This window comes from Klebsiella sp. GL120222-02, assembly GCF_003097195.1.
Lineage (GTDB): Bacteria > Pseudomonadota > Gammaproteobacteria > Enterobacterales > Enterobacteriaceae > Klebsiella > Klebsiella variicola.
The window spans coordinates 101,448-127,291 of record NZ_QEQO01000002.1 but is presented as its reverse complement, the minus strand read 5'-3'; the positions used below and the strand labels follow the sequence as shown (position 1 = coordinate 127,291).

At 57.0% G+C, this 25,844-nt stretch carries 24 protein-coding genes; 23 read left to right on the top strand and 1 reads right to left on the bottom strand.

The genetic code is table 11. The features are described 5' to 3' along the window. Positions 1–151 precede the first annotated feature (151 nt). From N438_RS05820 to N438_RS05775, 10 genes are all read left to right on the top strand, one after another. A complete protein-coding gene (locus N438_RS05820; protein ID WP_008805649.1) occupies positions 152–1,198 on the top strand; it encodes a PhoH family protein in 1,047 nt (348 codons plus the stop codon). Continuing rightward, on the top strand, positions 1,195–1,668 hold the full coding sequence (gene ybeY / locus N438_RS05815) for an rRNA maturation RNase YbeY (RefSeq protein ID WP_116696175.1): 474 nt from the start codon (positions 1,195–1,197) through the stop codon (positions 1,666–1,668). Before N438_RS05820 ends, ybeY begins: the two co-directional genes overlap by 4 nt. A 147-nt stretch (positions 1,669–1,815) precedes the next feature. Beyond that, positions 1,816–2,694, top strand: a complete 879-nt coding sequence (gene corC, locus N438_RS05810) for a CNNM family magnesium/cobalt transport protein CorC (protein WP_004197606.1) — start codon at positions 1,816–1,818, stop codon at positions 2,692–2,694. A gap of 128 nt (positions 2,695–2,822) precedes the next feature. Then, the gene (gene lnt / locus N438_RS05805) at positions 2,823–4,361 is read left to right on the top strand and encodes an apolipoprotein N-acyltransferase (protein ID WP_022065697.1); all 1,539 of its coding nucleotides are present in this window, start codon (positions 2,823–2,825) and stop codon (positions 4,359–4,361) included. Positions 4,362–4,716: 355 nt separating this feature from the next. Next, complete coding sequence (locus N438_RS05800; protein ID WP_012542450.1) at positions 4,717–5,628, top strand: amino acid ABC transporter substrate-binding protein; 912 nt, start codon at positions 4,717–4,719, stop codon at positions 5,626–5,628. Positions 5,629–5,792: 164 nt separating this feature from the next. Continuing rightward, positions 5,793–6,533: an amino acid ABC transporter permease gene (locus N438_RS05795; RefSeq protein WP_002894709.1), complete on the top strand. Its 741-nt coding sequence runs from the start codon at positions 5,793–5,795 to the stop codon at positions 6,531–6,533. Beyond that, complete coding sequence (gltK, locus tag N438_RS05790) at positions 6,533–7,207, top strand: glutamate/aspartate ABC transporter permease GltK (RefSeq protein WP_012542451.1); 675 nt, start codon at positions 6,533–6,535, stop codon at positions 7,205–7,207. Before N438_RS05795 ends, gltK begins: the two co-directional genes overlap by 1 nt. Next, complete coding sequence (locus N438_RS05785) at positions 7,207–7,932, top strand: amino acid ABC transporter ATP-binding protein (RefSeq protein ID WP_008805645.1); 726 nt, start codon at positions 7,207–7,209, stop codon at positions 7,930–7,932. The genes gltK and N438_RS05785 overlap by 1 nt, the downstream gene beginning before the upstream one ends. A gap of 372 nt (positions 7,933–8,304) precedes the next feature. Continuing rightward, on the top strand, positions 8,305–9,975 hold the full coding sequence (locus tag N438_RS05780) for a ShlB/FhaC/HecB family hemolysin secretion/activation protein (protein ID WP_110193294.1): 1,671 nt from the start codon (positions 8,305–8,307) through the stop codon (positions 9,973–9,975). A gap of 64 nt (positions 9,976–10,039) precedes the next feature. Further along, on the top strand, positions 10,040–11,833 hold the full coding sequence (locus tag N438_RS05775; RefSeq protein WP_110196026.1) for a filamentous hemagglutinin N-terminal domain-containing protein: 1,794 nt from the start codon (positions 10,040–10,042) through the stop codon (positions 11,831–11,833). A gap of 46 nt (positions 11,834–11,879) precedes the next feature. Here N438_RS05775 and N438_RS05770 read toward each other — a convergent pair whose 3' ends face one another. Then, positions 11,880–12,362, bottom strand: a complete 483-nt coding sequence (locus N438_RS05770) for a zinc ribbon-containing protein (protein WP_032691348.1) — start codon at positions 12,360–12,362, stop codon at positions 11,880–11,882. Positions 12,363–12,588: 226 nt separating this feature from the next. On the opposite strand from N438_RS05770, the gene leuS reads away from it, so the two are divergent. From leuS to lipB, 13 genes are all read left to right on the top strand, one after another. Beyond that, positions 12,589–15,171, top strand: a complete 2,583-nt coding sequence (gene leuS / locus N438_RS05765; RefSeq protein WP_012542455.1) for a leucine--tRNA ligase — start codon at positions 12,589–12,591, stop codon at positions 15,169–15,171. A gap of 14 nt (positions 15,172–15,185) precedes the next feature. Beyond that, positions 15,186–15,776 carry an LPS assembly lipoprotein LptE gene (gene lptE / locus N438_RS05760; RefSeq protein WP_008805640.1) on the top strand — a complete coding sequence of 197 codons (591 nt, stop codon included), beginning with the start codon at positions 15,186–15,188 and terminating at the stop codon, positions 15,774–15,776. Then, a complete protein-coding gene (gene holA, locus N438_RS05755; protein ID WP_110200124.1) occupies positions 15,776–16,807 on the top strand; it encodes a DNA polymerase III subunit delta in 1,032 nt (343 codons plus the stop codon). The genes lptE and holA overlap by 1 nt, the downstream gene beginning before the upstream one ends. Then, positions 16,800–17,450, top strand: coding sequence for a nicotinate-nucleotide adenylyltransferase (gene nadD / locus N438_RS05750; RefSeq protein ID WP_008805638.1), 651 nt, complete (start codon positions 16,800–16,802; stop codon positions 17,448–17,450). Before holA ends, nadD begins: the two co-directional genes overlap by 8 nt. 72 nt (positions 17,451–17,522) lie before the next feature. Then, the gene (locus tag N438_RS05745) at positions 17,523–18,152 is read left to right on the top strand and encodes an adenosylcobalamin/alpha-ribazole phosphatase (RefSeq protein WP_110200122.1); all 630 of its coding nucleotides are present in this window, start codon (positions 17,523–17,525) and stop codon (positions 18,150–18,152) included. Positions 18,153–18,374: 222 nt separating this feature from the next. After that, positions 18,375–18,692 carry a ribosome silencing factor gene (rsfS, locus tag N438_RS05735; RefSeq protein WP_002894623.1) on the top strand — a complete coding sequence of 106 codons (318 nt, stop codon included), beginning with the start codon at positions 18,375–18,377 and terminating at the stop codon, positions 18,690–18,692. Between the two features lie 3 nt (positions 18,693–18,695). Then, on the top strand, positions 18,696–19,163 hold the full coding sequence (gene rlmH / locus N438_RS05730; RefSeq protein WP_002894620.1) for a 23S rRNA (pseudouridine(1915)-N(3))-methyltransferase RlmH: 468 nt from the start codon (positions 18,696–18,698) through the stop codon (positions 19,161–19,163). Positions 19,164–19,190: 27 nt separating this feature from the next. Then, on the top strand, positions 19,191–21,092 hold the full coding sequence (gene mrdA, locus N438_RS05725) for a peptidoglycan DD-transpeptidase MrdA (RefSeq protein WP_008805636.1): 1,902 nt from the start codon (positions 19,191–19,193) through the stop codon (positions 21,090–21,092). After that, entirely contained in the window at positions 21,092–22,204 is a 1,113-nt protein-coding gene (gene mrdB / locus N438_RS05720; RefSeq protein ID WP_008805635.1) for a peptidoglycan glycosyltransferase MrdB, read from the top strand. Before mrdA ends, mrdB begins: the two co-directional genes overlap by 1 nt. Positions 22,205–22,215: 11 nt before the next feature. Further along, on the top strand, positions 22,216–23,373 hold the full coding sequence (rlpA, locus tag N438_RS05715; protein ID WP_063106222.1) for an endolytic peptidoglycan transglycosylase RlpA: 1,158 nt from the start codon (positions 22,216–22,218) through the stop codon (positions 23,371–23,373). Positions 23,374–23,512: 139 nt separating this feature from the next. Further along, positions 23,513–24,712, top strand: a complete 1,200-nt coding sequence (gene dacA, locus N438_RS05710; protein ID WP_008805633.1) for a D-alanyl-D-alanine carboxypeptidase DacA — start codon at positions 23,513–23,515, stop codon at positions 24,710–24,712. 112 nt (positions 24,713–24,824) lie between these two features. Further along, complete coding sequence (gene ybeD / locus N438_RS05705) at positions 24,825–25,088, top strand: DUF493 family protein YbeD (RefSeq protein WP_002894474.1); 264 nt, start codon at positions 24,825–24,827, stop codon at positions 25,086–25,088. A 104-nt stretch (positions 25,089–25,192) separates the two neighbouring features. Beyond that, positions 25,193–25,837 carry a lipoyl(octanoyl) transferase LipB gene (gene lipB, locus N438_RS05700; RefSeq protein ID WP_012542459.1) on the top strand — a complete coding sequence of 215 codons (645 nt, stop codon included), beginning with the start codon at positions 25,193–25,195 and terminating at the stop codon, positions 25,835–25,837. Positions 25,838–25,844: the final 7 nt, after the last annotated feature.

Genomic DNA, 25,844 nt, shown 5'->3' with positions numbered 1-25,844 from the left:
CCTTCAGGCCTGTCGGTTCCGGCAGGCCTTGTAATTCCTCTCTCCGTCCCTATATCTACAGCAATGCTTGCGCCATTTTCCTGTGACGTAAATAATTTCCTGATTAGCCGGCCACGCGCCGCGTCCGGCCACCTGCGTAAAGAGGAACAGTTTGAACATAGACACTCGTGAAATTACCCTGGAGCCAGCGGATAACGCACGCCTGTTAGCCTTGTGCGGCCCGTTTGACGACAATATCAAACAGCTGGAGCGTCGGTTAGGCATTGAGATCAACCGCCGTGACAATCACTTTAAACTGACCGGACGCGCTATTTGCGTACACGCCGCCGCCGATATTCTGCGCAGCCTGTATGTCGATACGGCGCCGATGCGCGGTCAGATTCAGGATATTGAGCCGGAGCAGATCCATCTGGCGATCAAAGAGGCGCGCGTGCTGGAGCAGAGCGCCGAGAGCGTGCCGGAGTACGGGAAAGCCGTCAATATCAAGACCAAGCGCGGGGTGATCAAACCGCGTACGCCGAACCAGGCGCAGTACATCGCCAATATCCTCGATCATGACATCACTTTCGGCGTGGGTCCGGCGGGGACGGGTAAAACCTATCTGGCGGTGGCGGCGGCGGTCGATGCGCTGGAGCGTCAGGAGATCCGCCGTATTCTGCTGACCCGTCCGGCAGTCGAGGCTGGCGAAAAGCTCGGCTTCCTGCCCGGCGATCTGAGCCAGAAAGTCGACCCATATCTGCGCCCGCTGTATGACGCGCTGTTTGAGATGCTCGGCTTTGAGAAAGTGGAGAAGCTGATTGAGCGTAACGTCATCGAAGTGGCCCCGCTGGCCTATATGCGCGGACGAACGCTGAATGACGCCTTTATCATTCTTGATGAAAGCCAGAACACCACCATCGAACAGATGAAGATGTTCCTGACCCGCATCGGCTTTAACTCCAAGGCGGTGATCACCGGCGACATCACGCAGATTGACCTGCCGCGCAGCACCAAATCCGGTCTGCGCCACGCCATCGAAGTGCTGGCCGAAGTCGATGAGATCAGCTTTAACTTCTTCCATAGCGAAGACGTGGTGCGCCATCCGGTGGTTGCCCGCATCGTTAACGCCTATGAGGCGTGGGAAGCCGCAGACCAGAAACGTAAAGCAGAACTGGCCGCCGAGCGCAAACGCGAAGCCCAGGAACAGGAGCAAAAATGAGTCAGGTGATCCTCGATTTACAGCTGGCCTGCGAAGAGACCAGCGGCCTGCCGGACGAAGCCCTTTTTCAGCGCTGGGTCGATGCCGTCATTCCGCCATTTCAGGAGGAGTCAGAGTTAACGATTCGTCTGGTCGATGTTGCAGAAAGCCACGAGCTGAACCTGACCTACCGCGGCAAGGATAAGCCGACCAACGTCCTCTCCTTCCCGTTTGAAGCGCCGCCGGGGATTGAAATGCCGCTGCTCGGCGATCTGATCATCTGCCATCAGGTGGTGGAGCAGGAAGCCAGCGAGCAAGGTAAACCGCTGGAGGCGCACTGGGCGCATATGGTGGTGCACGGCAGCCTGCATCTGCTGGGCTACGATCATATCGAAGACGACGAAGCGGAAGAGATGGAAGGCCTTGAAACAGAGATAATGCTTGCTCTGGGCTATGAGGACCCGTACATTTCCGAGAAGATTGCTGAATAGCCCCCTGCCGGATGGCGGCGCTTGCGCCGCATCCGGCCGCTGTTCCTGCATTTTGCCAGCCTGAACGTCAGGCACCCCATGCCGTCCGGCGCTGAGTTTACGCGCGACGAGCGACAGTTAAATCAACATGAGAACCCAAACGACGCCATGAGCGACGACAATTCACACAGTAGTGACACAGTAAACAGCAAAAAGGGATTTTTCTCCCTGTTACTCAGCCAGCTTTTTCACGGGGAACCGAAAAACCGTGATGAACTGCTGGCGCTGATCCGTGATTCCGGGCAGAACGATCTTATCGATGAAGATACGCGTGACATGCTCGAAGGGGTAATGGATATCGCCGACCAGCGGGTCCGCGACATTATGATCCCCCGTTCACAAATGATAACCCTGAAACGTAACCAGACGCTGGACGAGTGCCTGGATGTCATTATCGAATCCGCCCACTCGCGTTTCCCGGTCATCAGTGAAGATAAAGATCACATCGAAGGGATTCTGATGGCCAAGGATCTGCTGCCGTTTATGCGCAGCGACGCCGAAGCCTTCAGCATGGAAAAAGTGTTACGGCCGGCGGTTGTCGTCCCGGAAAGCAAGCGGGTCGACCGCATGCTGAAAGAGTTTCGCTCACAGCGCTACCATATGGCGATCGTTATTGACGAATTCGGCGGCGTCTCCGGCCTGGTGACCATCGAGGATATCCTTGAGCTCATCGTCGGGGAAATTGAAGACGAATACGACGAAGAAGAAGATATCGATTTCCGCCAGCTGAGCCGCCACACCTGGACGGTGCGCGCTCTGGCCTCCATCGAAGACTTCAACGACGCCTTCGACACGCACTTTAGCGATGAAGAAGTGGATACCATTGGCGGGCTGGTGATGCAGGCCTTCGGCCATCTGCCGGCCCGCGGCGAATCTATCGACATTGATGGTTACCAATTCAAGGTGGCAATGGCAGATAGCCGTCGTATCATTCAGGTGCATGTAAAGCTGCCCGATGACGCTCCCCAGCCGAAGCTGGAAGAGTAAGCCGCGGCGCTGAAGGTCACGGCCAGCCGGGAGACAGACCGTGGGCGATCCCCGGCTGTCCCCTCCCCCTGCTGGCAAACAGCATAGCCTGTGGCAACAGGCGTTAATTTACGGGACGATTAGCCTAAATGGTATTTGCCTCTCTTCTTGAACGCCAGCGCGTACGTCTGCTGCTGGCGCTGCTATTCGGAGCCAGCGGAACGCTGGCTTTTTCACCTTATGACTTCTGGCCGGCAGCTATCGTTTCGCTGATCGGTCTGCAGGCGTTGACCCTCAACCGACGCCCGCTGCAAAGCGCCGGGATCGGCTATTTCTGGGGATTCGGGCTGTTTGGCACCGGTATCAACTGGGTCTATGTCAGCATCGCGCAATTCGGCGGTATGCCAGGTCCGGTTAACGTCTTCCTCGTCGTTCTGCTGGCGGCCTATCTCTCGCTCTATACCGGCCTGTTTGCCGGCCTGCTCTCCCGGCTGTGGCCCAAAACCAGCTGGCTGCGGGTGGCTATCGCCGCCCCCGTCGTCTGGCAAATCACCGAGTTCCTGCGCGGCTGGGTGCTGACCGGCTTCCCGTGGCTGCAGTTCGGCTACAGCCAGATCGACGGCCCGCTGAAAGGTCTCGCGCCGGTGATGGGCGTCGAGGCGATCAACTTCCTGCTGATGATGGTTAGCGGCCTGCTGGCCCTGGCCCTCGTCCAGCGCAACTGGAAGCCGCTGGCTATTGCCGCGCTGCTGTTCGCCCTGCCGTTCCCGCTGCGCTATATCCAGTGGTATCAGCTGCTGCCGGAGCGCGCGACCCAGGTCTCGCTGGTGCAAGGCGATATCCCACAGGCCATGAAGTGGGACGAGAAGCAGCTGGTCAACACCCTGAAAACCTACCTGGCGCTGACCCAGCCGCATATCGGCCACTCGCAGCTGATTATCTGGCCCGAGTCGGCGATCCCGGATCTGGAGATCAACCAGCAGCAGTTCCTCAGCATGATGGACGATCTGCTGCGCGCAAAAGACAGTTCGCTGATCACCGGCATTGTCGATGCGCGTCTCAATAAGCAGAACCGCTACGATACCTACAACACCATCATTACCCTCGGTAAAGATAACCCGTACCGCTACGACTCGACCAACCGTTACAACAAGAACCATCTGGTGCCGTTCGGTGAGTTTGTGCCGCTGGAATCGATTCTGCGTCCGCTGGCGCCGTTCTTTGACCTGCCGATGTCCTCCTTCAGCCGCGGCCCCTACGTGCAGCCGCAGCTGATGGCGCATAACCTGAAGCTGACCGCCGCCATCTGCTACGAGATCATCCTCGGGGAACAGGTACGCGATAACTTCCGGCCGGATACCGACTTCCTGCTGACCATCTCCAACGACGCCTGGTTCGGTAAGTCCATCGGTCCGTGGCAACACTTCCAGATGGCGCGGATGCGCGCCCTGGAGCTGGCCCGCCCACTCCTGCGCAGCACCAACAACGGCATTACTGCGGTGATCGGCCCGCGCGGCGAGATCCAGAAGATGATCCCGCAGTTTACCCGCGAGGTGTTGACCACCACCGTGACGCCCACCAGCGGCTTAACCCCTTACGCCCGCACCGGCAACTGGCCGCTATGGGCGCTGACGGCGCTGTTAGGCTTCGCTGCGCTACTGATGAGCCTGCGTCAGCGTCGCCGATAAGTTTCTCCGCCGGCGACGCCCGTCGCCGGCATTTTTTCTCCCCGCGCCAGCCATCCTGGCACAGTCATTGCTTTATTCTCCCTGGTAGCGCCATCGTCCGACCCAGTGCAACCGGGTTGCACCATAAACGTTCGGCGGTCGCGCTATTTTGGTGCAATGAAAGATCTTTGCCTCCCATTGGTGCGGAGCACTTCGCAAAAATAAACAATAAAACAGCAAAATCTTTACATTAAGCCAAACTAAATGCTAACAAACACATACAAATGCGGCACGTGGACGCGTGCCTCGAATAACAACACACACAATCACAATGGGTATCAATAGCGCCGCTGACGCTACGGATAAGGAGTTGGATATGCAATTACGTAAACTGGCCGCCGCAATGCTGGTCATGGGTGTGACCGCCGGTCTGGCACACGCAGAAGATGCCGCCCCGGCGGCAGGCCAGAGCACCCTGGATAAGATCGCCAAAAATGGGGTTATCGTTGTCGGCCATCGTGAATCTTCAGTCCCGTTCTCTTACTACGATAACCAGCAGAAGGTTGTGGGCTACTCTCAGGACTACTCCAACGCCATCGTTGATGCCATCAAGAAAAAGCTGAACAAGCCGGACCTGCAGGTCAAACTGATCCCGGTCACCTCGCAGAACCGTATCCCGCTGCTGCAGAATGGCACCTTTGATTTCGAGTGCGGCTCAACCACCAACAACCTTGAGCGCCAGAAACAGGCGGCCTTCTCCGATACCATCTTCGTGGTCGGCACCCGTCTGCTGGTGAAGAAAGGCGGTCCGATCAAAGATTTCCCGGACCTGAAGGATAAAGCGGTCGTTGTCACCTCCGGAACCACCTCAGAGATCCTGCTGCATAAGCTGAACGATGAGAAAAAAATGAATATGCGCATCATCAGCGCTAAAGATCATGGCGACTCTTTCCGCACCCTGGAAAGCGGACGCGCGGTGGCCTTTATGATGGATGACGCTCTGCTGGCCGGCGAACGCGCCAAGGCGAAGAAACCGGATAACTGGGAAATCGTCGGCACCGCGCAGTCGAAAGAAGCCTATGGCTGCATGCTGCGTAAAGACGATCCGTCATTCAAAGCGCTGGTCGATGAAACCGTTGCCCAGGCCCAGACCTCTGGCGAAGCGGCGAAATGGTTTGATAAATGGTTCAAAAATCCAATTCCGCCGAAAAACCTTAACCTGAACTTCGAACTGTCTGACGACATGAAAGCGCTGTTCAAATCACCTAATGACAAAGCACTGAACTAATTATAACAACCAGGGGCGGGATATCCTGCCCTCCCGATGATTGTCACAGCACGGACAGACTATACGGTGGCTGGTCGTTCCCCAGCCGCCGCGAATACCGAAACAAGCTGGACAACCGTCTTCGAGGGTAGCAATGGCTACCCTTTTTTTTCCAGGAGTCATGTATGTCAATAGACTGGAACTGGGGGATATTCCTGCAACAGGCCCCCTTCGGCAACACTACCTACCTGGGCTGGCTGTGGAGCGGTTTTCAGATAACCGTCGCCCTCTCCATCTCGGCCTGGATCATCGCTTTTCTCGTCGGCTCACTGTTCGGCATTTTACGCACGGTCCCCAATCGCTTCCTCTCGGGCATTGGCACCTGCTATGTCGAACTGTTTCGCAACGTGCCGCTGATCGTGCAGTTCTTTACCTGGTACCTGGTGGTGCCGGAATTCCTGCCGGAAAATATCGGCATGTGGTTTAAATCGGAGCTGGACCCAAACATTCAGTTCTTTGTCTCCTCCATGCTGTGCCTGGGGCTGTTTACCGCCGCCCGCGTCTGCGAGCAGGTACGCGCCGCCATTCAGTCGCTGCCGCGCGGGCAGAAGAACGCCGGTCTGGCGATGGGCCTGACCCTGCCGCAAACCTACCGCTACGTGCTGCTGCCGAACGCCTACCGCGTTATCGTACCGCCGATGACCTCAGAAATGATGAACCTGGTGAAAAACTCGGCCATCGCCTCCACCATCGGTCTTGCCGATATGGCTGCGCAGGCGGGCAAGCTGCTGGACTACTCCGCTCATGCCTGGGAGTCTTTTACGGCCATCACCCTGGCCTACGTCTTCATCAACGCGGTGATTATGCTGATTATGTATGTGGTCGAGCGTAAGGTTCGCCTGCCTGGCAATATGGGAGGCAAATAATGTACGATTTTGACTGGAGTTCGATCGTTCCGTCTATGCCCTATCTGCTGGCAGGGCTGGTGATCACCCTGAAGATTACGGTGATTGCCATCGTGGTCGGTATCGTCTGGGGCACCCTGCTGGCGGTGATGCGCCTGTCCAGCTTTCTGCCGCTGGCCTGGTTTGCTAAAACCTACGTTAACGTATTCCGTTCTATCCCGCTGGTGATGGTCCTGCTGTGGTTCTATCTGATTGTCCCGGGCTTCCTGCAGAACGTGCTGGGGCTGTCGCCGAAAACGGATATTCGCCTGATCTCGGCGATGGTGGCCTTTTCGATGTTCGAAGCCGCCTACTACTCAGAGATTATCCGCGCCGGCATCCAGAGCATCTCCCGCGGCCAGTCCGGCGCCGCGTTGGCGCTGGGGATGACCCACTGGCAGTCAATGCGGCTGGTGATCCTGCCGCAGGCCTTCCGCGCCATGGTGCCGCTGCTGCTTACCCAGGGGATCGTCCTGTTCCAGGATACCTCGCTGGTGTATGTATTGAGCCTCGCCGACTTCTTCCGTACCGCCTCCACCATTGGTGAGCGCGACGGAACCCAGGTCGAAATGATCCTGTTCGCGGGCGGCGTCTATTTTGTGATTAGCCTCAGCGCCTCGCTGTTGGTCAGCTGGTTGAAGAAAAGGACTGTGTAATGATTACCCTGAAAAACGTTTCAAAATGGTATGGTCACTTTCAGGTGCTGACCGATTGCTCCACGGAAGTGAAAAAAGGTGAAGTCGTGGTGGTCTGCGGGCCGTCAGGCTCCGGTAAATCCACGCTGATTAAAACCGTAAACGGCCTTGAGCCTGTGCAACAGGGGCAGATTATCGTCGACGGCACCGTGGTTAACGATAAAAAGACCAACCTGGCTAAACTGCGCTCGCACGTCGGAATGGTCTTTCAGCATTTTGAACTGTTCCCTCATCTGTCGATTATCGACAACCTGACGCTGGCGCAGGTCAAAGTGCTTAACCGCGATAAAGCATCAGCGCGCAAGAAAGGCCTCAAATTGCTGGAGCGCGTTGGCCTGGCGGCGCATGCGGAAAAATATCCGGCGCAGCTCTCCGGTGGTCAGCAGCAGCGCGTGGCCATTGCCCGTGCCCTGTGTATGGACCCGATCGCTATGCTGTTTGATGAGCCCACCTCAGCGCTTGACCCGGAGATGATTAACGAGGTGCTGGACGTCATGGTCGAACTGGCCAACGAGGGGATGACCATGATGGTCGTGACCCATGAAATGGGTTTTGCCCGCAAGGTGGCGAACCGGGTGATCTTTATGGATGAAGGAAAGATTGTCGAAGATGCCGATAAAGAAGCCTTCTTTGCCAATCCGCAATCCGATCGCGCCAAAGATTTCCTCGCCAAAATTCTGCATTAATCGTTATTCGCTGCGCATACCGCCCGGTATGCGCAGCTTATCTTTCCCGCCATATTATTCTTCAATATTATTTATGCGGCCGGTTATCGCTACTATCATTTACGTACCAAATAAACCTCAGTGATAAAAGCTGAACTTATTTATTAAATTGATCAATTCATAAAGAATTCACTAATGAATTCGTGGATCTGCTTCACTACCGCCGCTAGCATATAACGCCTCGTAACAGGTTCGTCGCACGATTATTTTATTAATTGAATATAATATTCATGCCTGACCTCGCCTGCGCGAAATAAAGGCCATCAATGTTCTCTGCCGCACGCAGAATAACGGATGCACCACCGAACCAATGAAACAAATGGATATTGCTTCATGTTAATTCGATCTCGCACGCTCACCGGGCTGCTGTTTATCACGCTGGCGGGCACCTCAGCCGCCGGGGCCGCACAGTTGACCACCTCGGCTCACCAGACGGAACAGGATAAAGCCCGCCAGGAGGCGCTGGCTCCGCAGCAACAGGACTTTCAGTCTTCACAACAGCACGTGGCGCCGCAGGGTATCCCTTTCCCTGAGGAAACGCATTGTAAATTGATCAACCGGGTCGATATCGACTCCGATAACCAGGCGCTCACCCGGAAATTACTGGCGAAAACCGCGCAGCAGGCGCAGGGCCGCTGCCTCGGCAGCGAAGGTATTCGCCTGCTGGCCTATACCTTGCAAAACGAGCTGATTGCGCAAGGCTACATCACCTCCCTGATTGATGTGCCCTCCCAGTCGCTGGAGCAGGGCATGCTCAGGTTGACGCTGCACTATGGCAAAGTGGGCGCTATCGGCTATGCCGACGGCTCGGACACCACCCGCCTGTGGAATTCACTGCCAACCTCTTCCGGCACAATCCTGCGCTTAAGCGATCTTGAGCAGGGGATGGCCAATCTGCAGCGTCTGCCCGGCGCCACGGCGCACATGAAACTGCTGCCAGGCCAGCACGAGGGAGAAAGCGATATCCAGATTGCCCGCAGCCTGGCGAAAAAATGGCAGCTTGGCGCCTGGCTTGACGACGCCGGCAGCAAAGCCAGCGGCCGCTACCAGGCCGGCGGCGCCCTCTATCTCTATGACCTGACCACCCTCAACGATATCCTGTACCTTTCCGGCGGGGGCGATATTGAATTCAATCAGCATAACGACGGCAACCACAACGGCAGCCTGTATTACTCCATCCCCTTCGGCTACTGGACACTAAGCGCCTACGGGGCATACAGCCAGTATCGCCAGCAGTTTAACGGCAACTGGTCGACGATGGATTATAAGAGTAAAAATCGCTACTACAGCGCCACGCTGAGTCGTCTGCTCTCCCACACCCGGCAGCAAAAAACCACCGCCGACCTGCGGATCGCCAAGAGTACCTCGCATTATTACTTTGGCGGCAGTGAGCTACTGGTGATGCGCAAGCAGAACCCCTCATGGGAATTCACCCTCAACCACCAGCACTACTTTAACAAAAAGATTGTTGATGCCAGCATCGGCATCCAGCGCAGCCTGCCGTGGCTCAGCTCAACGCCAACGCCGGAGGAAAAGGCCGGGTTATACAGCCCGCTGTCACGGATCGTGCATGGTAATCTGCAGGCGCTAATGAAATTTGACGCCACCGGCGACAAATTTACCTGGGCTCCCCGCTTGAGCGCCCAGTTCAGCCCGGACAAACTCGCTTCCGATAATAAATTCAATATTGGTAGTCGCTGGAGCGTGCGCGGTTTTGACGGTGAAAACAGCCTGTCCGGCAATCAGGGATGGTACTGGCGCAACGATTTTATCTGGGATCTACCCACCCACGAGCGGCAATTCTATCTGGGCGCGGATGTGGGTCGCCTTATTGGCGCCGATCTGTATCAAAAAGGCAAAGTCCTTTCCGGCGCCGTCAGCGGCCTGCGCGGACAATTATGGTCAACGCAATACGATCTGTTTATTAGCACCCCGCTCAGTAAACCGGATACGTTTCATAGCGACGCCCTGAATATGGGCTTTTCATTACAGTGGAGGTATTAATTCAATCATTATCGACCCTTTCAGCTACGTTGTTTATTAATCTTAATTTAAAGGAATAAATAAAATGTTTAAGTTTAAAGCTTCTTATGTCGCGCTGGCGGCAGTATTAACCTCGTCGGTGGTTTATGCCGACCCGACCAGCTATACGCATTCGTCCGGCGCCACGGTTATTGATATTGAAAAGCCGAACGCCGCCGGCGTCTCCCATAACCTGTACCGCGACTTCAACGTCGGTACTAATGGCACCGTCCTTAATAACAGCGGCGAGGATGTCAGCCACGGTACGTTGGGCAATATTGCCCGCAACAACAACCTGACCGCCGGCAGCGCCTCGGTGATTTTGAACGAGGTGACCTCCAAAAACGCCAGTAGCCTGAAGGGCTTTATCGAAGTTAACGGTCAGAAAGCGGACGTGGTGATCGCCAACCCGAACGGCATCACCTGCTCCGGCTGTAGCTTTGTCAATACCAACAAGGCCATCCTGACCACCGGTAAAGTCAACATGACCAGCGACGGCGCCATCGGCAGCTATACCGTAACGGGCGGCACCCTCACCATCGGCGAAAATGGCATGAACGCCGCTAACGGCTACGCGGTTCTGCTCGCCGACGCGATTAAGATTAACGGTAAAGTACAGGCCAATAATGCCCTGGCCAGCGCAGGTCGCTTCACCATGGATAACAGCTCTGGCGCGATAACCTCTGCAGGTAAACAAGCGACGCTTATCGAAATGACGATCAACCCGCAGTACAGCATCGACGTCAGCAGCCTTGGCGGCATCACCGCCAACAGCATCAGCATGGTCGGCAATAACATCGGCTTTGGCGTACGTAACCAGGGCTCCATTGTCGCTAACAGCACGCTGCAGCTCACCAGCAACGGTAACCTGCTAAATAAAGGGACGATAAAAGGCAACGGTCTGCTGAGCCAGGTTTCCACCGCCACGGGTATCACCAATAACGGCAGCATCGCTGGTGCCTATTATTTAATGCTTTCCAGCGGCGATTATATCGTCAACACCGGCTCCCTCACCGGCGGCCAGCTGATTGCCTCCGCCAACGGCAATATCACTAACGGCGACTCAGGCACAATGACCGGCACCAGCGGACTTAGCCTGACCAGCGGCGGGAAAATCCGCAATGAGGCCAAAGCGTCCCTGCTGTCGAATAACCAGATTGCCGCCACGGCAATCGGTGATTTCCTCAATGAAGGCAAAATCAGCGCCAAAAACACCAGCCTGACGTTTGTTGGCAGCAGCTTTAAGAATACCGGCAACATTAATTCTACCGGCCAAACCACCGTTCAGTCCCTTAAGCAGGATGGCAGCACCAATACGGGCGAGATCTATAACCTCGGCAATATCACCGGCGAAAATATCAATCTGCAGACCAACGGCACGCTGGCGCAAAGCACCAGCGGTCGCATGGAGGCCACCAATGCCATTACCGCCCACAGCTACTGGCTGAATCAAAATGGTTATATGAAAGCGACCGATATCACCACCCATCATGCTGTGGTGAATAACACCGGTACTATCACAGCGGGTAATATTGCCCTGACTTCCACTGGAAACATCGTTAATGAGGGCACCTTCTCCAGCACAGGCGACATGCTGCTGGATGCCCGAAATAATAGCACTATCAGCAATTACTCGTTGATTAAAGCGGGTGGTACGCTGACGATGAACGCGAAAAAGGTCATCAACAGCGGTCGCGGCTGCGGCTGGTTAGGGTTTAACACTTGTGACGTCGGCACCCTGAGCGCGAACAAGTTGATTCTCAACTCCTCGCACAGCTATGCCAGCAACATGGGTGGCTATCAGTATTTCAAGAGTACCGAAATCAACACCGTGAAATAAGACAAACCACGATGCGCGAAGCCTCGCGCATCGTTTTTCGCACCGCTTAGGGTTCGAAGGGCCGACGCTGGAACTGATCGTGGCCACACTTCGGACAGCGCGGCAGCACGTCCGGGGTATACACTGCCAGGTGATAGTGGCACTTCTCGCAGACCAGATTGCCCAGGCCGACCACCTCACCGCTGTGGTACACGCCGTGGTGATTCAGATCCTGAAAGACTTCGCGCCACTCGAGCTGCGTTTTGTCGGTGATATCAGCCAGTTCCTGCCACAGGCTCTCTTTGATCACCCGCATAAACACGCTGTCGCTCTCGTCTTCATGACTCTCTTCGTAGCTGCGGGCAAACTCCTCGAGATCGCGTTTTACTGCCGCAATCACCGACTCGATCTCGCTCTGCGTGAGATCGCCGGCGCGGGCGATTTTTTCCCGCGCCTGTGTCACCAGCGCGTCGATATCGCGCTCTCCATGGCGGAGCCGTTCGCTGAGCGAGGAGACCAGTTCACGGTAATATTGAGCAACCTTGTTCATCATTTCGCCTCCGGTGTGGTTAACGTCTTCTGATAATAGACCTTATTCCTCTCCCGCTGTGTCTGACAAGCCACAGAGTCGCGAAATAATCAGCGCGGCTTTTGCCGATGTTAATGTGCGAAAGGCTGTTTTGACGGGGGCGTTTGGGCTATGCTATGCCGATCTGAAATAACACATCCATTGGCTACATTTTGTAGCTGTATTGAAAACAGGACCACTGGCTGCCATGCAAGAGCAATACCGCCCGGAAGAGATAGAATCGAAAGTCCAGCTTCACTGGGACGAAAATCGTACATTTGAAGTAACTGAAGACGAGAGCAAAGAGAAGTATTACTGCCTGTCGATGCTTCCTTATCCTTCTGGTCGACTACACATGGGTCACGTGCGTAACTACACCATCGGCGACGTGATTGCCCGCTACCAGCGTATGCTGGGCAAAAACGTCCTGCAGCCGATTGGCTGGGATGCGTTTGGTCTGCCGGCGGAAGGCGCGGCAGTGAAAAACAACACCGCGCCAGCACCGTGGACCTACGACAACATCGCCTACATGAAAAACCAGCTCAAAATGCTGGGTTTTGGCTATGACTGGAGCCGCGAGCTGGCGACCTGCACCCCGGAATACTACCGCTGGGAGCAGAAGTTCTTCACCGAGCTGTACAAAAAAGGGCTGGTATACAAGAAAACCTCCGCGGTGAACTGGTGCCCGAACGACCAGACCGTACTGGCCAACGAACAGGTTATCGACGGCTGCTGCTGGCGCTGCGATACCAAAGTCGAGCGTAAAGAGATCCCGCAGTGGTTTATTAAAATCACCGCCTACGCCGATGAACTGCTGAACGATCTGGATAAACTGGATCACTGGCCAGACACCGTAAAGACCATGCAGCGCAACTGGATCGGCCGTTCCGAAGGGGTGGAAATCTCCTTTGACGTCAACAACTACGCCGATAAGCTGACCGTCTACACCACCCGTCCGGACACCTTTATGGGCTGCACCTACCTGGCTGTCGCGGCGGGTCACCCGCTGGCGCAGCAGGCTGCAGCGAACAATCCGGCGCTGGCTGCCTTTATCGACGAATGCCGTAATACCAAAGTAGCCGAAGCCGACATGGCGACGATGGAGAAAAAAGGCGTCGATACCGGGTTTAAAGCCATTCACCCGCTGACCGGCGAAGAAATTCCTGTCTGGGCGGCAAACTTCGTGCTGATGGAATATGGCACCGGCGCGGTCATGGCCGTTCCGGGTCACGACCAGCGTGACTATGAGTTCGCCAGCAAGTACGGTCTGAACATCAAGCCGGTTATCCTCGCCGCTGACGGCAGCGAGCCGGATCTCTCCGCGCAGGCGCTGACCGAGAAAGGCGTCCTGTTTAACTCCGGCGAGTTCAGCGGTCTCGATTATGAAGCCGGCTTCAACGCCATTGCCGACAAACTGGCTGCCATGGGCGTAGGCGAGCGTAAAATTAACTACCGTCTGCGTGACTGGGGTGTGTCCCGTCAACGCTACTGGGGTGCGCCGATCCCGATGGTGACCCTGGAAGATGGCACCGTGCTGCCGACCCCGGAAGACCAACTGCCGGTGATCCTGCCGGAAGATGTGGTCATGGACGGCATCACCAGCCCGATCAAAGCCGATCCTGAATGGGCGAAGACCACCGTTAACGGTCAGCCGGCGCTGCGTGAAACCGACACCTTTGACACCTTTATGGAATCCTCCTGGTACTATGCGCGCTACACCTGCCCGCAGTATCAGGAAGGGATGCTGGATTCGAAAGCGGCCAACTACTGGCTGCCGGTAGATATCTACATCGGCGGTATCGAACACGCCATCATGCACCTGCTCTACTTCCGCTTCTTCCACAAGCTGATGCGCGACGCGGGCATGGTCAACTCCGATGAGCCGGCGAAGCAGCTGCTGTGCCAGGGTATGGTGCTGGCTGACGCCTTCTACTATGTAGGCGAAAACGGCGAACGTAACTGGGTTTCCCCGGTTGACGCCATCGTTGAGCGCGACGAAAAAGGCCGCATCGTGAAAGCGAAAGACGCGGCAGGCCATGAGCTGGTGTACACCGGCATGAGCAAGATGTCCAAGTCGAAAAACAACGGCATCGACCCGCAGGTGATGGTTGAGCGTTATGGCGCGGATACCGTGCGTCTGTTCATGATGTTTGCGTCCCCGGCGGATATGACCCTCGAGTGGCAGGAATCTGGCGTTGAAGGGGCTAACCGCTTCCTGAAACGCGTCTGGAAACTGGTCTACGAGCACACCACCAAAGGGGACGTTGCGGCACTGAACGTGGCGGCGCTGAGTGAAGATCAGAAAGCGCTGCGTCGCGATATTCACAAAACGATCGCCAAAGTGACCGATGACATCGGCCGTCGTCAGACCTTCAACACCGCCATCGCGGCGATCATGGAGCTGATGAACAAGCTGGCGAAAGCGCCGCAGGAAGACGAACAGGATCGTGCCCTGATGCAGGAAGCGCTGCTGGCGGTGGTGCGTATGCTGAACCCGTTCACCCCGCACGCCAGCTTCACACTGTGGCGCGAGCTGAACGGCGAAGGCGATATCGACAACGCGCCGTGGCCGGTGGCGGATGAAAGCGCGATGGTGGAAGACAGCACCCTCGTCGTCGTCCAGGTCAATGGCAAAGTTCGTGGTAAAATTACCGTTGCGGTAGATGCAACTGAAGAGCAGGTCCGCGAGCGCGCCGGCCAGGAGCATCTGGTCGCGAAATATCTCGACGGTAAAACCGTGCGTAAAGTGATTTACGTTCCGGGTAAACTGCTCAATCTGGTCGTTGGCTAAGCGCGGGAGGAAGCGTGCGATATCTGGTAACAATGTTGTTATCCCTGGCGGTGCTTGTCACCGCCGGCTGTGGCTGGCATCTGCGTAGCACTACGAAGGTGCCCACCACCATGAAAACCATGATTCTTCAGTCGAGCGATCCGAACGGACCGTTAAGTCGCGCGGTACGTAATCAGCTGCGTCTTAATGGCGTGGACCTGATCGACGCCAGCACGCTGCGTAAAGATGTTCCTTCTCTGCGCCTCGATGGTTCGTCGATTCAGAAAGATACCGCCTCGGTGTTCCAGGATGGTCGTACCGCGGAATATCAGATGGTCATGACCGTTCATGCCAGCGTCCTGATCCCGGGTCACGATATCTATCCGATTACCACCAAGGTCTATCGTTCGTTCTTCGATAACCCGCAGGCGGCGTTAGCGAAAGACGCCGAGCAGGATATGATTATCCAGGAAATGTACGACAAAGCGGCGGAACAGCTGATTCGTAAGCTGCCGAGCGTGCAGGTTGCAGATGTTGAAGCAACCCAGCAGGAAGAGAAACCGGTCGCCGGCAGCACGGCACCGGCTTCCTCGGGTAACCGCGTCTCCACCACTCTGGGTCAATGATGATTCGGTTGTACCCGGAACAGCTCCACGCGCAGCTCACTGAAGGGCTGCGCGCGGCCTATCTGCTGCTTGGCAACGATCCCCTGCTGTTGCAGGAAAGCCAGGACGCCATTCGCGAAGCCGCTGCCGCCCAGGGCTTTACCGAGCACCACACCTTCACCATCGATAACAGCACCGACTGGCAGGCGATTTTCGCGTTAAGCCAGGCGTTGAGTCTGTTCTCCAGCCGGCAAACGCTGCTGCTAATCCTGCCGGAAAACGGCCCTAACGCGGCGATCAACGAACAGCTGGCGACCCTGATCGGCCTGCTGCACGACGACCTGCTGCTGATAGTTCGCGGGAATAAGCTGACCAAAGCCCAGGAGAATGCCGCGTGGCTTACCGCCCTGGCGCAGCGGGCCGTCCAGGTCAGTTGCCAGACGCCGGAATACGCACAGCTGCCGCGCTGGCTGGCCGCCCGGGCCAAACAGCATCAGCTGCAGCTCGACGACGCGGCCAGTCAGCTGCTGTGCTACTGTTACGAAGGTAATCTGCTGGCGCTGGCGCAGGCGCTGGAGCGTCTGGCGCTGCTCTGGCCGGACGGTAAGCTGACCCTGCCCCGGGTTGAGCAGGCGGTAAACGATGCCGCCCACTTTACCCCTTACCATTGGGTCGATGCGCTACTGGCAGGCAAAAGCAAGCGCGTGCTGCATGTTCTGCAACAGCTCCGCCTTGAAGGCTGCGAGCCGGCGATCCTGCTGCGTACGCTACAGCGGGAGCTGCTGCTGCTGGTCACGCTCAAACGCCAGTCGACGCACACGCCGCTGCGCTCGCTGTTTGATAAACATCGGGTCTGGCAAAACCGCCGTCAGCTGCTCAGCGATGCCCTCGCCCGACTGAGCGGGGAACAGTTGCGCCAGGCGGTGACCCTCCTGACCCGCGCGGAACTGACCTTTAAACAGGATTACGGGCACGACGTCTGGCCCGAACTGGAAAGTCTTTCGTTGTTGCTCTGCCACAAAGCCCTGGCGGACGTTTTTATTGATGGTTGATATGACTCAGTTACAGGCAATCTATGGCGGCACCTTCGATCCGGTGCATTATGGTCACCTCAAGCCGGTCGAGATCCTGGCGAATCAGATTGGCCTGAGCAAGGTCATCATCATGCCTAACAACGTCCCGCCGCACCGTCCCCAGCCGGAAGCCACCAGCGCCCAGCGTGTGCATATGCTTAAGCTGGCGATTGCCGATAAACCGCTGTTCACGCTCGACGAACGCGAGTTGCAGCGTGACACCCCCTCCTGGACAGCAGACACGCTGCAGGCATGGCGGCAGGAGCAGGGGTCAGAAAAACCGCTGGCGTTTATCATCGGCCAGGATTCGTTGCTCACCTTCCCCACCTGGCACCGCTATGAAACCATCCTTGATAACGTTCATCTGATCGTCTGCCGCCGCCCGGGTTACCCGCTGACCATGGCGCACGACGCGGATCAGCAGTGGCTGGACCGTCACTTAACCCACGACGTAGAGCGCCTGCATAACCGCCCCGCCGGGGCCATCTACCTGGCGGAAACGCCGTGGTTCGATATCTCGGCGACGATTATCCGCCAGCGCCTCGAGCGCGGGGAATCCTGCGCCGAGATGCTGCCGGCCACCGTGCTGGACTACATCCGCGAGCAGGGACTCTATTGCTGACCCCGGACTGGGCCTGATGCTAAAAAAGCGCTATCGTAGCGCCACGTCTCCACCGCCTGTCTGAGCATCATCATGAAATTATGGTTAGTTCGCCACGGCGAAACCGAAGCCAACGTTGCCGGGTTATACAGCGGCCACGCCCCCACTCCTCTGACGCCGCGCGGCGTCGCCCAGGCGCGAGCGCTCGGCGAACGGCTGCGGGCAGTACCTTTCGACAAAGTCATCTGTAGCGAGCTGGCGCGTACCGCGAGGACGGCCGATCTGCTGCTTGGCGATCGCCATATCCCGCGTGAGTGCCATGCCGCGCTCAATGAAATGTTTTTCGGCGACTGGGAGATGCGTCATCATCGCGATCTCCAGCGGGAGGATGCGGAAAACTATGCTGCGTGGTGTGCTGACTGGCAGCACGCGGCCCCCACCAATGGCGAAAGCTTTCAGAATTTTGCCCGCCGCGTCAGCGAATTCACCACAACGCTGGCCGACTGCCGCCATCTTGGCCACCTGCTGATTGTCGGCCATCAGGGCGTCCTGAGCCTGCTGACGGCCCTGCTGTTGCAGATGCCCGCGGCGGCGATGTGGCATTTCCCGATTGCCCATGGCGCCTGGAGCCTCCTCGATATGCGCGACGATTTCACCACCCTGCGCGTATTAAATAGCCAGGCCGTCTGGCAGCCGCAAGAAGAATTCCCGCCAGACCATTGACAGGCCACAGCAGGCTGCTATTCTCCGCTGCCGGGCAGCATCCGCCACAGCATGTTTGCAGAAATTGTTTTACAAAAATGGCGATGCAATCCGCGGCGAGGGATGGGATGATACCCCGCCACGAACGCCTGCCGACAGACATTTCACCCGACTTTTTCATCAGTTCAGGTATACTGTCAGGCTCTTTATCATTATCAATCTTCATGCACCCAGGGGGAACACTTGCAGGGTAAAGCACTCCAGGATTTTGTTATCGACAAAATTGATGACCTGAAAGGTCAGGACATCGTCGCCATTGATGTACATGGCAAATCCAGCATCACCGATTGCATGATTATCTGCACCGGCACCTCTACCCGTCACGTGATGTCCATCGCCGACCACGTGGTTCAGGAATCCCGCGCCGCCGGCATGCTGCCGCTGGGCGTTGAAGGGGAAGCCGCCGCCGACTGGATCGTCGTCGACCTCGGCGACGTGATGGTTCACGTCATGCAGGAAGAGAGCCGTCGTCTGTACGAGCTGGAAAAACTCTGGAGTTAATGCGTGAAGTTGCAGCTGGTGGCCGTTGGCACCAAAATGCCGGACTGGGTACAGACCGGCTTTAGCGAGTATCTGCGCCGTTTTCCCAAAGATATGCCGTTTGAACTGGTGGAGATCCCCGCCGGTAAACGCGGCAAGAACGCCGATATCAAGCGCATCCTCGAAAAAGAGGGCGAGATGATGTTGGCCGCTGCCGGTAAGAACCGTATCGTGACCCTGGATATTCCGGGAAAACCATGGGATACGCCGCAGCTGGCGCGCGAACTGGAACGCTGGAAACAGGACGGGCGCGACGTCAGTTTGCTGGTAGGCGGCCCGGAAGGCCTCTCTCCAGCCTGTAAAGCAGCGGCGGAACAGAGTTGGTCGCTCTCCACCCTCACCTTACCTCACCCGCTGGTGCGCGTACTGGTGGCCGAGAGTCTGTATCGGGCGTGGAGCATTACCACCAACCACCCGTACCACCGTGAGTAATGATGATCAGGGTAGACTAAGCAGCGAATGAAATTACAGAATTCTTTCCGCGACTATACGGCTGAATCCTCGCTGTTCGTGCGCCGGGCGCTGGTCGCTTTTTTGGGGATTTTGCTGCTTACCGGCGTTCTGGTCGCCAACCTGTACAATGTGCAAATCGTTCGCTTCAATGACTATCAGACGCGTTCGAACGAAAACCGCATCAAGCTGGTACCGATCCCGCCGAGCCGCGGCATTATTTACGATCGCAACGGCACCCCGCTGGCGCTTAACCGCACCATTTATCAGCTGGAGATGATGCCGGAGAAAGTCGATAACGTGCAGCAGACGCTGGATGCGCTGCGTGACGTCGTCGATTTAACCGACGATGATATCGCCGGCTTCAAAAAGGAGCGCGCACGCTCCCATCGCTTTACCTCGATTCCGGTAAAGGTCAACCTCAGTGAAGTGCAGGTTGCCCGCTTTGCCGTCAACCAGTACCGCTTTCCCGGCGTGGAAGTCAAAGGCTACAAGCGTCGTTATTATCCCTATAACTCGGCGCTGACGCACGTCATTGGCTACGTCTCAAAAATTAACGATAAAGACGTCGACCGCCTCGACAAAGAAGGCAAGCTGGCTAACTACGCCTCGACCCACGACATCGGTAAGCTGGGTATTGAGCGTTATTATGAGGATGTCCTGCACGGTCAGACCGGCTACGAAGAGGTTGAAGTGAACAACCGCGGCCGCGTCATTCGACAACTGAAAGAGGTGCCGCCGCAGGCCGGACGCGATATCTACCTCACTCTCGATCTCAAGCTGCAGCAGTATATCGAAACCCTGCTGGCCGGTAGCCGTGCCGCCGTGGTGGTCACCGATCCGCGTACCGGCGCCGTTCTGGCGCTGGTATCTACGCCAAGCTATGACCCGAACCTGTTCGTCGACGGCATCTCCAGTAAAGATTACTCCGGCCTGCTCAACGATCCGAACACGCCGCTGGTCAACCGCGCGACGCAGGGGGTCTACCCGCCGGCGTCAACGGTAAAACCGTACGTCGCCGTCTCGGCGCTGAGCGCCGGGGTGATCACCCGCAATACCAGCCTGTTCGACCCAGGCTGGTGGCAGCTGCCTGGCTCCGATAAACGCTATCGTGACTGGAAAAAATGGGGCCACGGCCACCTGAACGTCACCAAAGCGCTGGAGGAGTCTGCGGATACCTATTTCTATCAGGTCGCCTATGACATGGGCATCGATCGCCTCTCTGAGTGGATGAGCAAGTTTGGCTACGGCCACTACACCGGTATCGACCTTTCTGAAGAGCGCTCGGGCAACATGCCAACCCGCGAATGGAAGCTCAAGCGCTTCAAGAAACCCTGGTACCAGGGGGACACCATTCCGGTGGGCATCGGTCAGGGGTACTGGACTGCCACCCCCATCCAGATGAACAAGGCGCTGATGATCCTGATTAACGACGGGGTGGTGAAAGTGCCGCACCTGCTGCAAAGCACCGTGGAAGACGGCAAGCCCGTTCCGTGGGTTCAGCCGCATGAGCCGCCGGTGGGCGACATCCATTCCGGCTACTGGGAAATCGCCAAAGACGGCATGTTCGGCGTGGCCAACCGCGGCAACGGCACCGCGCACAAATATTTCGCCAGCGCGCCGTATAAGATCGCGGCCAAGTCCGGTACCGCCCAGGTGTTCGGCCTGAAGGCCAACGAAACCTATAACGCGCACCGCATCTCTGAACGTCTGCGCGACCATAAACTGATGACGGCGTTTGCGCCTTATAACAACCCTCAGGTTGCCGTGGCGATGATCCTGGAAAACGGCGGCGCCGGCCCGGCGGTCGGCACCATTATGCGACAAATCCTTGATCACATTATGCTGGGCGATAACAACACCACGCTGCCAAGCGAAAACCCGGCGGTCACCGCAGGGGAGGATCAATAATGACGGATAATCCGAACAAAAAATCGCTGTGGGATAAAATCCATCTTGACCCCACCATGCTGCTGATCCTGCTGGCGCTACTGACCTACAGCGCGCTGGTTATCTGGAGCGCCAGCGGTCAGGACGTCGGCATGATGGAACGTAAAATCGGCCAGATCGCCATGGGCGTGGTGATCATGATCGTCATGGCGCAGATCCCACCGCGGGTCTATGAAGGCTGGGCGCCCTATCTTTATATTTTCTGTATTATTCTGCTGGTGGCCGTTGATGCTTTCGGCGCTATCTCCAAAGGGGCGCAGCGCTGGCTGGATCTCGGTATCGTCCGCTTTCAGCCGTCGGAGATAGCGAAAATCGCCGTGCCGCTGATGGTCGCGCGCTTTATTAACCGCGACGTCTGTCCGCCGTCGCTGAAGAACACCGCGATTGCGCTGGTGCTGATTTTCCTGCCGACCCTGCTGGTGGCAGCGCAGCCCGACCTCGGCACCTCGATTCTGATCGCCCTCTCCGGGCTGTTTGTGCTGTTCCTTTCCGGTCTAAGCTGGCGTCTTATCGGGATCGCCGTGGTGCTGGTCGCCGCCTTTATTCCGATCCTGTGGTTCTTCCTGATGCATGACTATCAGCGCCAGCGCGTGATGATGCTCCTCGACCCGGAAACCGACCCGCTGGGCGCCGGCTATCACATTATTCAGTCTAAAATTGCCATTGGCTCCGGCGGTCTGCGCGGCAAAGGCTGGCTGCACGGCACGCAGTCGCAGCTGGAGTTCCTGCCGGAACGCCACACCGACTTTATCTTCGCCGTGCTGGCCGAAGAGCTGGGGCTGATTGGTGTGCTGATCCTGCTGGCGCTCTATATTCTGCTGATCATGCGCGGGCTGTGGATCGCCGCCCAGGCGCAAACCACCTTTGGCCGGGTCATGGCCGGTGGTTTAATGTTGATTTTATTCGTTTATGTCTTCGTAAATATTGGTATGGTGAGTGGTATTTTACCGGTGGTGGGCGTACCGTTGCCGCTGGTGAGCTACGGGGGCTCCGCCCTGATCGTATTGATGGCCGGGTTTGGTATCGTGATGTCGATCCATACCCACAGAAAAATGTTGTCGAAAAGCGTTTAAAGGGGTTTGCAATGCGTAAGCAATGGCTGGGGATCTGCATAGCAGCGGGGCTGCTGGCGGCATGTTCGAGTGATGACGTGCAACAAAAAACGGTCAGTACTCCACAGCCGGCCGTCTGTAATGGCCCGACGGTTGAGATCAGCGGCGCCGATCCGCAGTATGAAACGCCGAACGCCACGGCGAATCAGGATTATGAGCGCGACGGTAAAAGCTATAAAATCGTTCAGGATCCGGCCAACTTTACGCAGGCTGGTTTTGCGGCGATCTATGACGCGGAACCTAACAGTAACCTGACCGCCAGCGGCGAAACCTTCGATCCGACCCAGTTGACCGCGGCGCACCCCACGCTGCCAATCCCGAGCTATGCGCGGATCACCAACCTCGCTAACGGCCGCATGATCGTCGTGCGGATTAACGATCGCGGCCCGTATGGTAACGATCGCGTTATCTCGCTCTCCCGTGCGTCTGCTGACCGTCTGAACACCTCGAACAACACCAAGGTGCGTATCGACCCCATCATCGTTGCGCCTGACGGTTCGCTTTCCGGTCCGGGAATGGCCTGCACCACCGTCGCCAAACAGACGTACGCCCTGCCCGCCCGACCGAATCTGGACGGCGGTGACGCCACAGGTATGAACCAGCCTGCGCCTGCCGACGTTCGCCCGATCAGCAACAGCACGCTGAAGCCGGAAGACAGCGTCGGCGCGCCGGTGAACAGCGGCGGTTTCCTCGGCGCCCCGACGCCGCTGAACAGCGGCGTGCTGGAGAGTAGCGAGCCGGCAGCCACGACCGCCGCCACTGCGGCCCCTGCTGCTGCCGTCGCGACGCAAACGGCTCCCGTCACCGCGCCAGGCTCCATCCAGGGTAGCGTAGCGGCGACAGCGGCCACTGCCGCGACCGCCAGCGCCGTTGCCGCCTCCTCTACCGCCACCTCCAGCGCCAGCGGTAATTTTGTCGTCCAGGTTGGCGCAGTGAGCGACCAGGCGCGGGCGCAGCAGTATCAGCAGCGCCTGAGCCAGCAGTTCTCGGTGCCAGGCCGGGTCACGCAAAACGGCGCGGTATGGCGTATTCAGCTGGGCCCGTTTGCTGATAAGGCGCAGGCCAGCTCCGTTCAGCAGCGCCTGCAAAGCGAAGCGCAGCTGCAGTCCTTTATTACTCGCGCCAACTAAACGCCGCGGGCAGCCCGTTCACCTTGCGCATGTAAAAGTCATTAACAAACTCATGCGCAATGTCGGATGCTGGCCCGCAGAGCATTTGCTATAGTAAGGCACTTTTTTTAACTCCATCACGGATGCCGTTGTTCTGACCATGAAGACCTCTTTCACCGCTCGTTTACTCATCACGGCGCTCTCCGTTGCAGCGCTCTCCTCCGCTGCCCGCGCCGATGACCTGAATATCAAAACGATGATCCCAGGCGCCCCGCAGATTGACGCCGAATCCTGGGTGCTTATTGATTACAACTCCGGCAAAGTGCTGGCGGAAAATAACGCCGACTCCCGTCGCGACCCGGCCAGTCTGACCAAAATGATGACCAGCTATGTCATCGGTCAGGCGATGAAAGCGGGTAAATTCAAAGAGTCCGATCTGGTCACTGTCGGCAACGATGCCTGGGCCACCGGCAACCCGGTTTTCAAAGGCTCTTCTCTGATGTTCCTCAAGCCGGGGATGCAGGTTCCGGTTTCGCAGCTGATCCGGGGTATCAACCTGCAGTCGGGTAACGATGCCTGCGTGGCCATGGCCGACTATGTTGCCGGTAGCCAGGACGCCTTCGTCAGCCTGATGAACAACTATGTTAACGCCCTGGGCCTGAAAAACACCCATTTCCAGACCGTTCACGGCCTCGATGCTGACGGACAGTACAGTTCCGCGCGCGACATGGCGCTGATTGGCCAGGCGCTGATCCGCGATGTGCCGAACGAGTACTCTATCTATCGTGAGAAAGAGTTCACTTTCAACGGCATCCGCCAGCTGAACCGTAACGGCCTGCTGTGGGATAACAGCCTGAACGTCGACGGCATCAAAACGGGTCATACCGACAAAGCGGGCTACAACCTCGTCGCCTCTGCCACCGAAGGCCAGATGCGTCTTATCTCGGCGGTGATGGGCGGACGTACTTTCAAAGGTCGTGAGTCGGAAAGCAAAAAACTGCTGACCTGGGGCTTCCGCTTCTTTGAAACCGTCAACCCGATCAAAGCCGGCAAAGAGTTTGCTTCCGAACCGGCCTGGTTCGGTGACAGCGATCGCGCCTCGCTGGGGGTGGATAAAGATGTCTACCTGACCATCCCGCGTGGCCGGATGAAAGATCTGAAAGCCAGCTATGTGCTGAATAACACTGAACTGCACGCCCCGCTGCAGAAAAACCAGGTGGTCGGCACCATCAACTTCCAGTTGGATGGTAAAACTATCGATCAGCGCCCGCTGGTGGTGCTGCAGGAAATCCCGGAAGGGAATTTCTTTGGCAAAATTATTGATTACATTAAGTTAATGTTCCACCACTGGTTTGGTTAAAAATCGAACACTTGAAAGTGTGATTTCCATCCCCATATACTATTTATCCAAGTAACCTGATAACTCCCGCCCTTGGTGGGAGTTATTATTTTGTCGTAACACCGGAGCTGACATGAAAACCAAACTTAACGAACTGCTGGAATTCCCTACCCCCTTTACTTACAAAGTAATGGGACAGGCGTTGCCGGAGCTGGTTGATCAGGTGGTGGAAGTGGTACAGCGCCATGCGCCTGGTGATTACTCGCCGTCAGTAAAACCGAGCAGCAAAGGTAACTACCACTCGGTCTCCATCACCATCAACGCCACCCACATTGAGCAGGTGGAAACGCTGTACGAAGAGTTAGGCAATATCGATATCGTACGGATGGTGCTGTAACCTTTTCCCCGACCCGGCCGCCGTGCCGGGTCCTTTCATCCCCTTCCGCCCTGCTGTGATATACTCCCCGCCCTGAGTCCTCTCTTCCCGGCGGAGATGTTGTTTTGCAGCACAATAAAATTCTTATCCGGCAGCTTGGCCTGCAACCATACGAACCCATCTCGCAGGCGATGCATGAATTCACCGACGCCCGCGATGAAGACACCCTCGACGAGATCTGGCTGGTGGAACATCACCCGGTCTTCACTCAGGGCCAGGCAGGCAAAGCGGAACACGTGCTGGTGCCCGGCGATATTCCGGTGATCCAGAGCGATCGCGGCGGCCAGGTGACCTATCACGGTCCAGGACAGCAGGTAATGTATGTTCTGTTGAACCTTAAACGCCGCAAGCTGGGTGTGCGCGAGCTGGTGACGCTGCTGGAGCAAACGGTCGTTAATACCCTGGCCGAGTATGGCATCGAATCGCATCCCCGCGCCGATGCCCCAGGGGTCTACGTCGGCGATCGCAAAATCTGCTCACTGGGACTGCGGATCCGCAAAGGGTGCTCTTTCCACGGTCTGGCGCTCAATATCGCGATGGATCTCGCGCCATTTCTGCGCATCAATCCCTGCGGCTATGCCGGCATGGAGATGACGCAAATGCGCCAGTGGCAGCCAGAGGTGACTCCAGAGACGGTCGCCCCGCGGCTGGTCGCCAATCTGCTGGCGCTGCTGAACCATCCCCCGCACGAATATCTCCCCCAGCAGTAAACGGTAG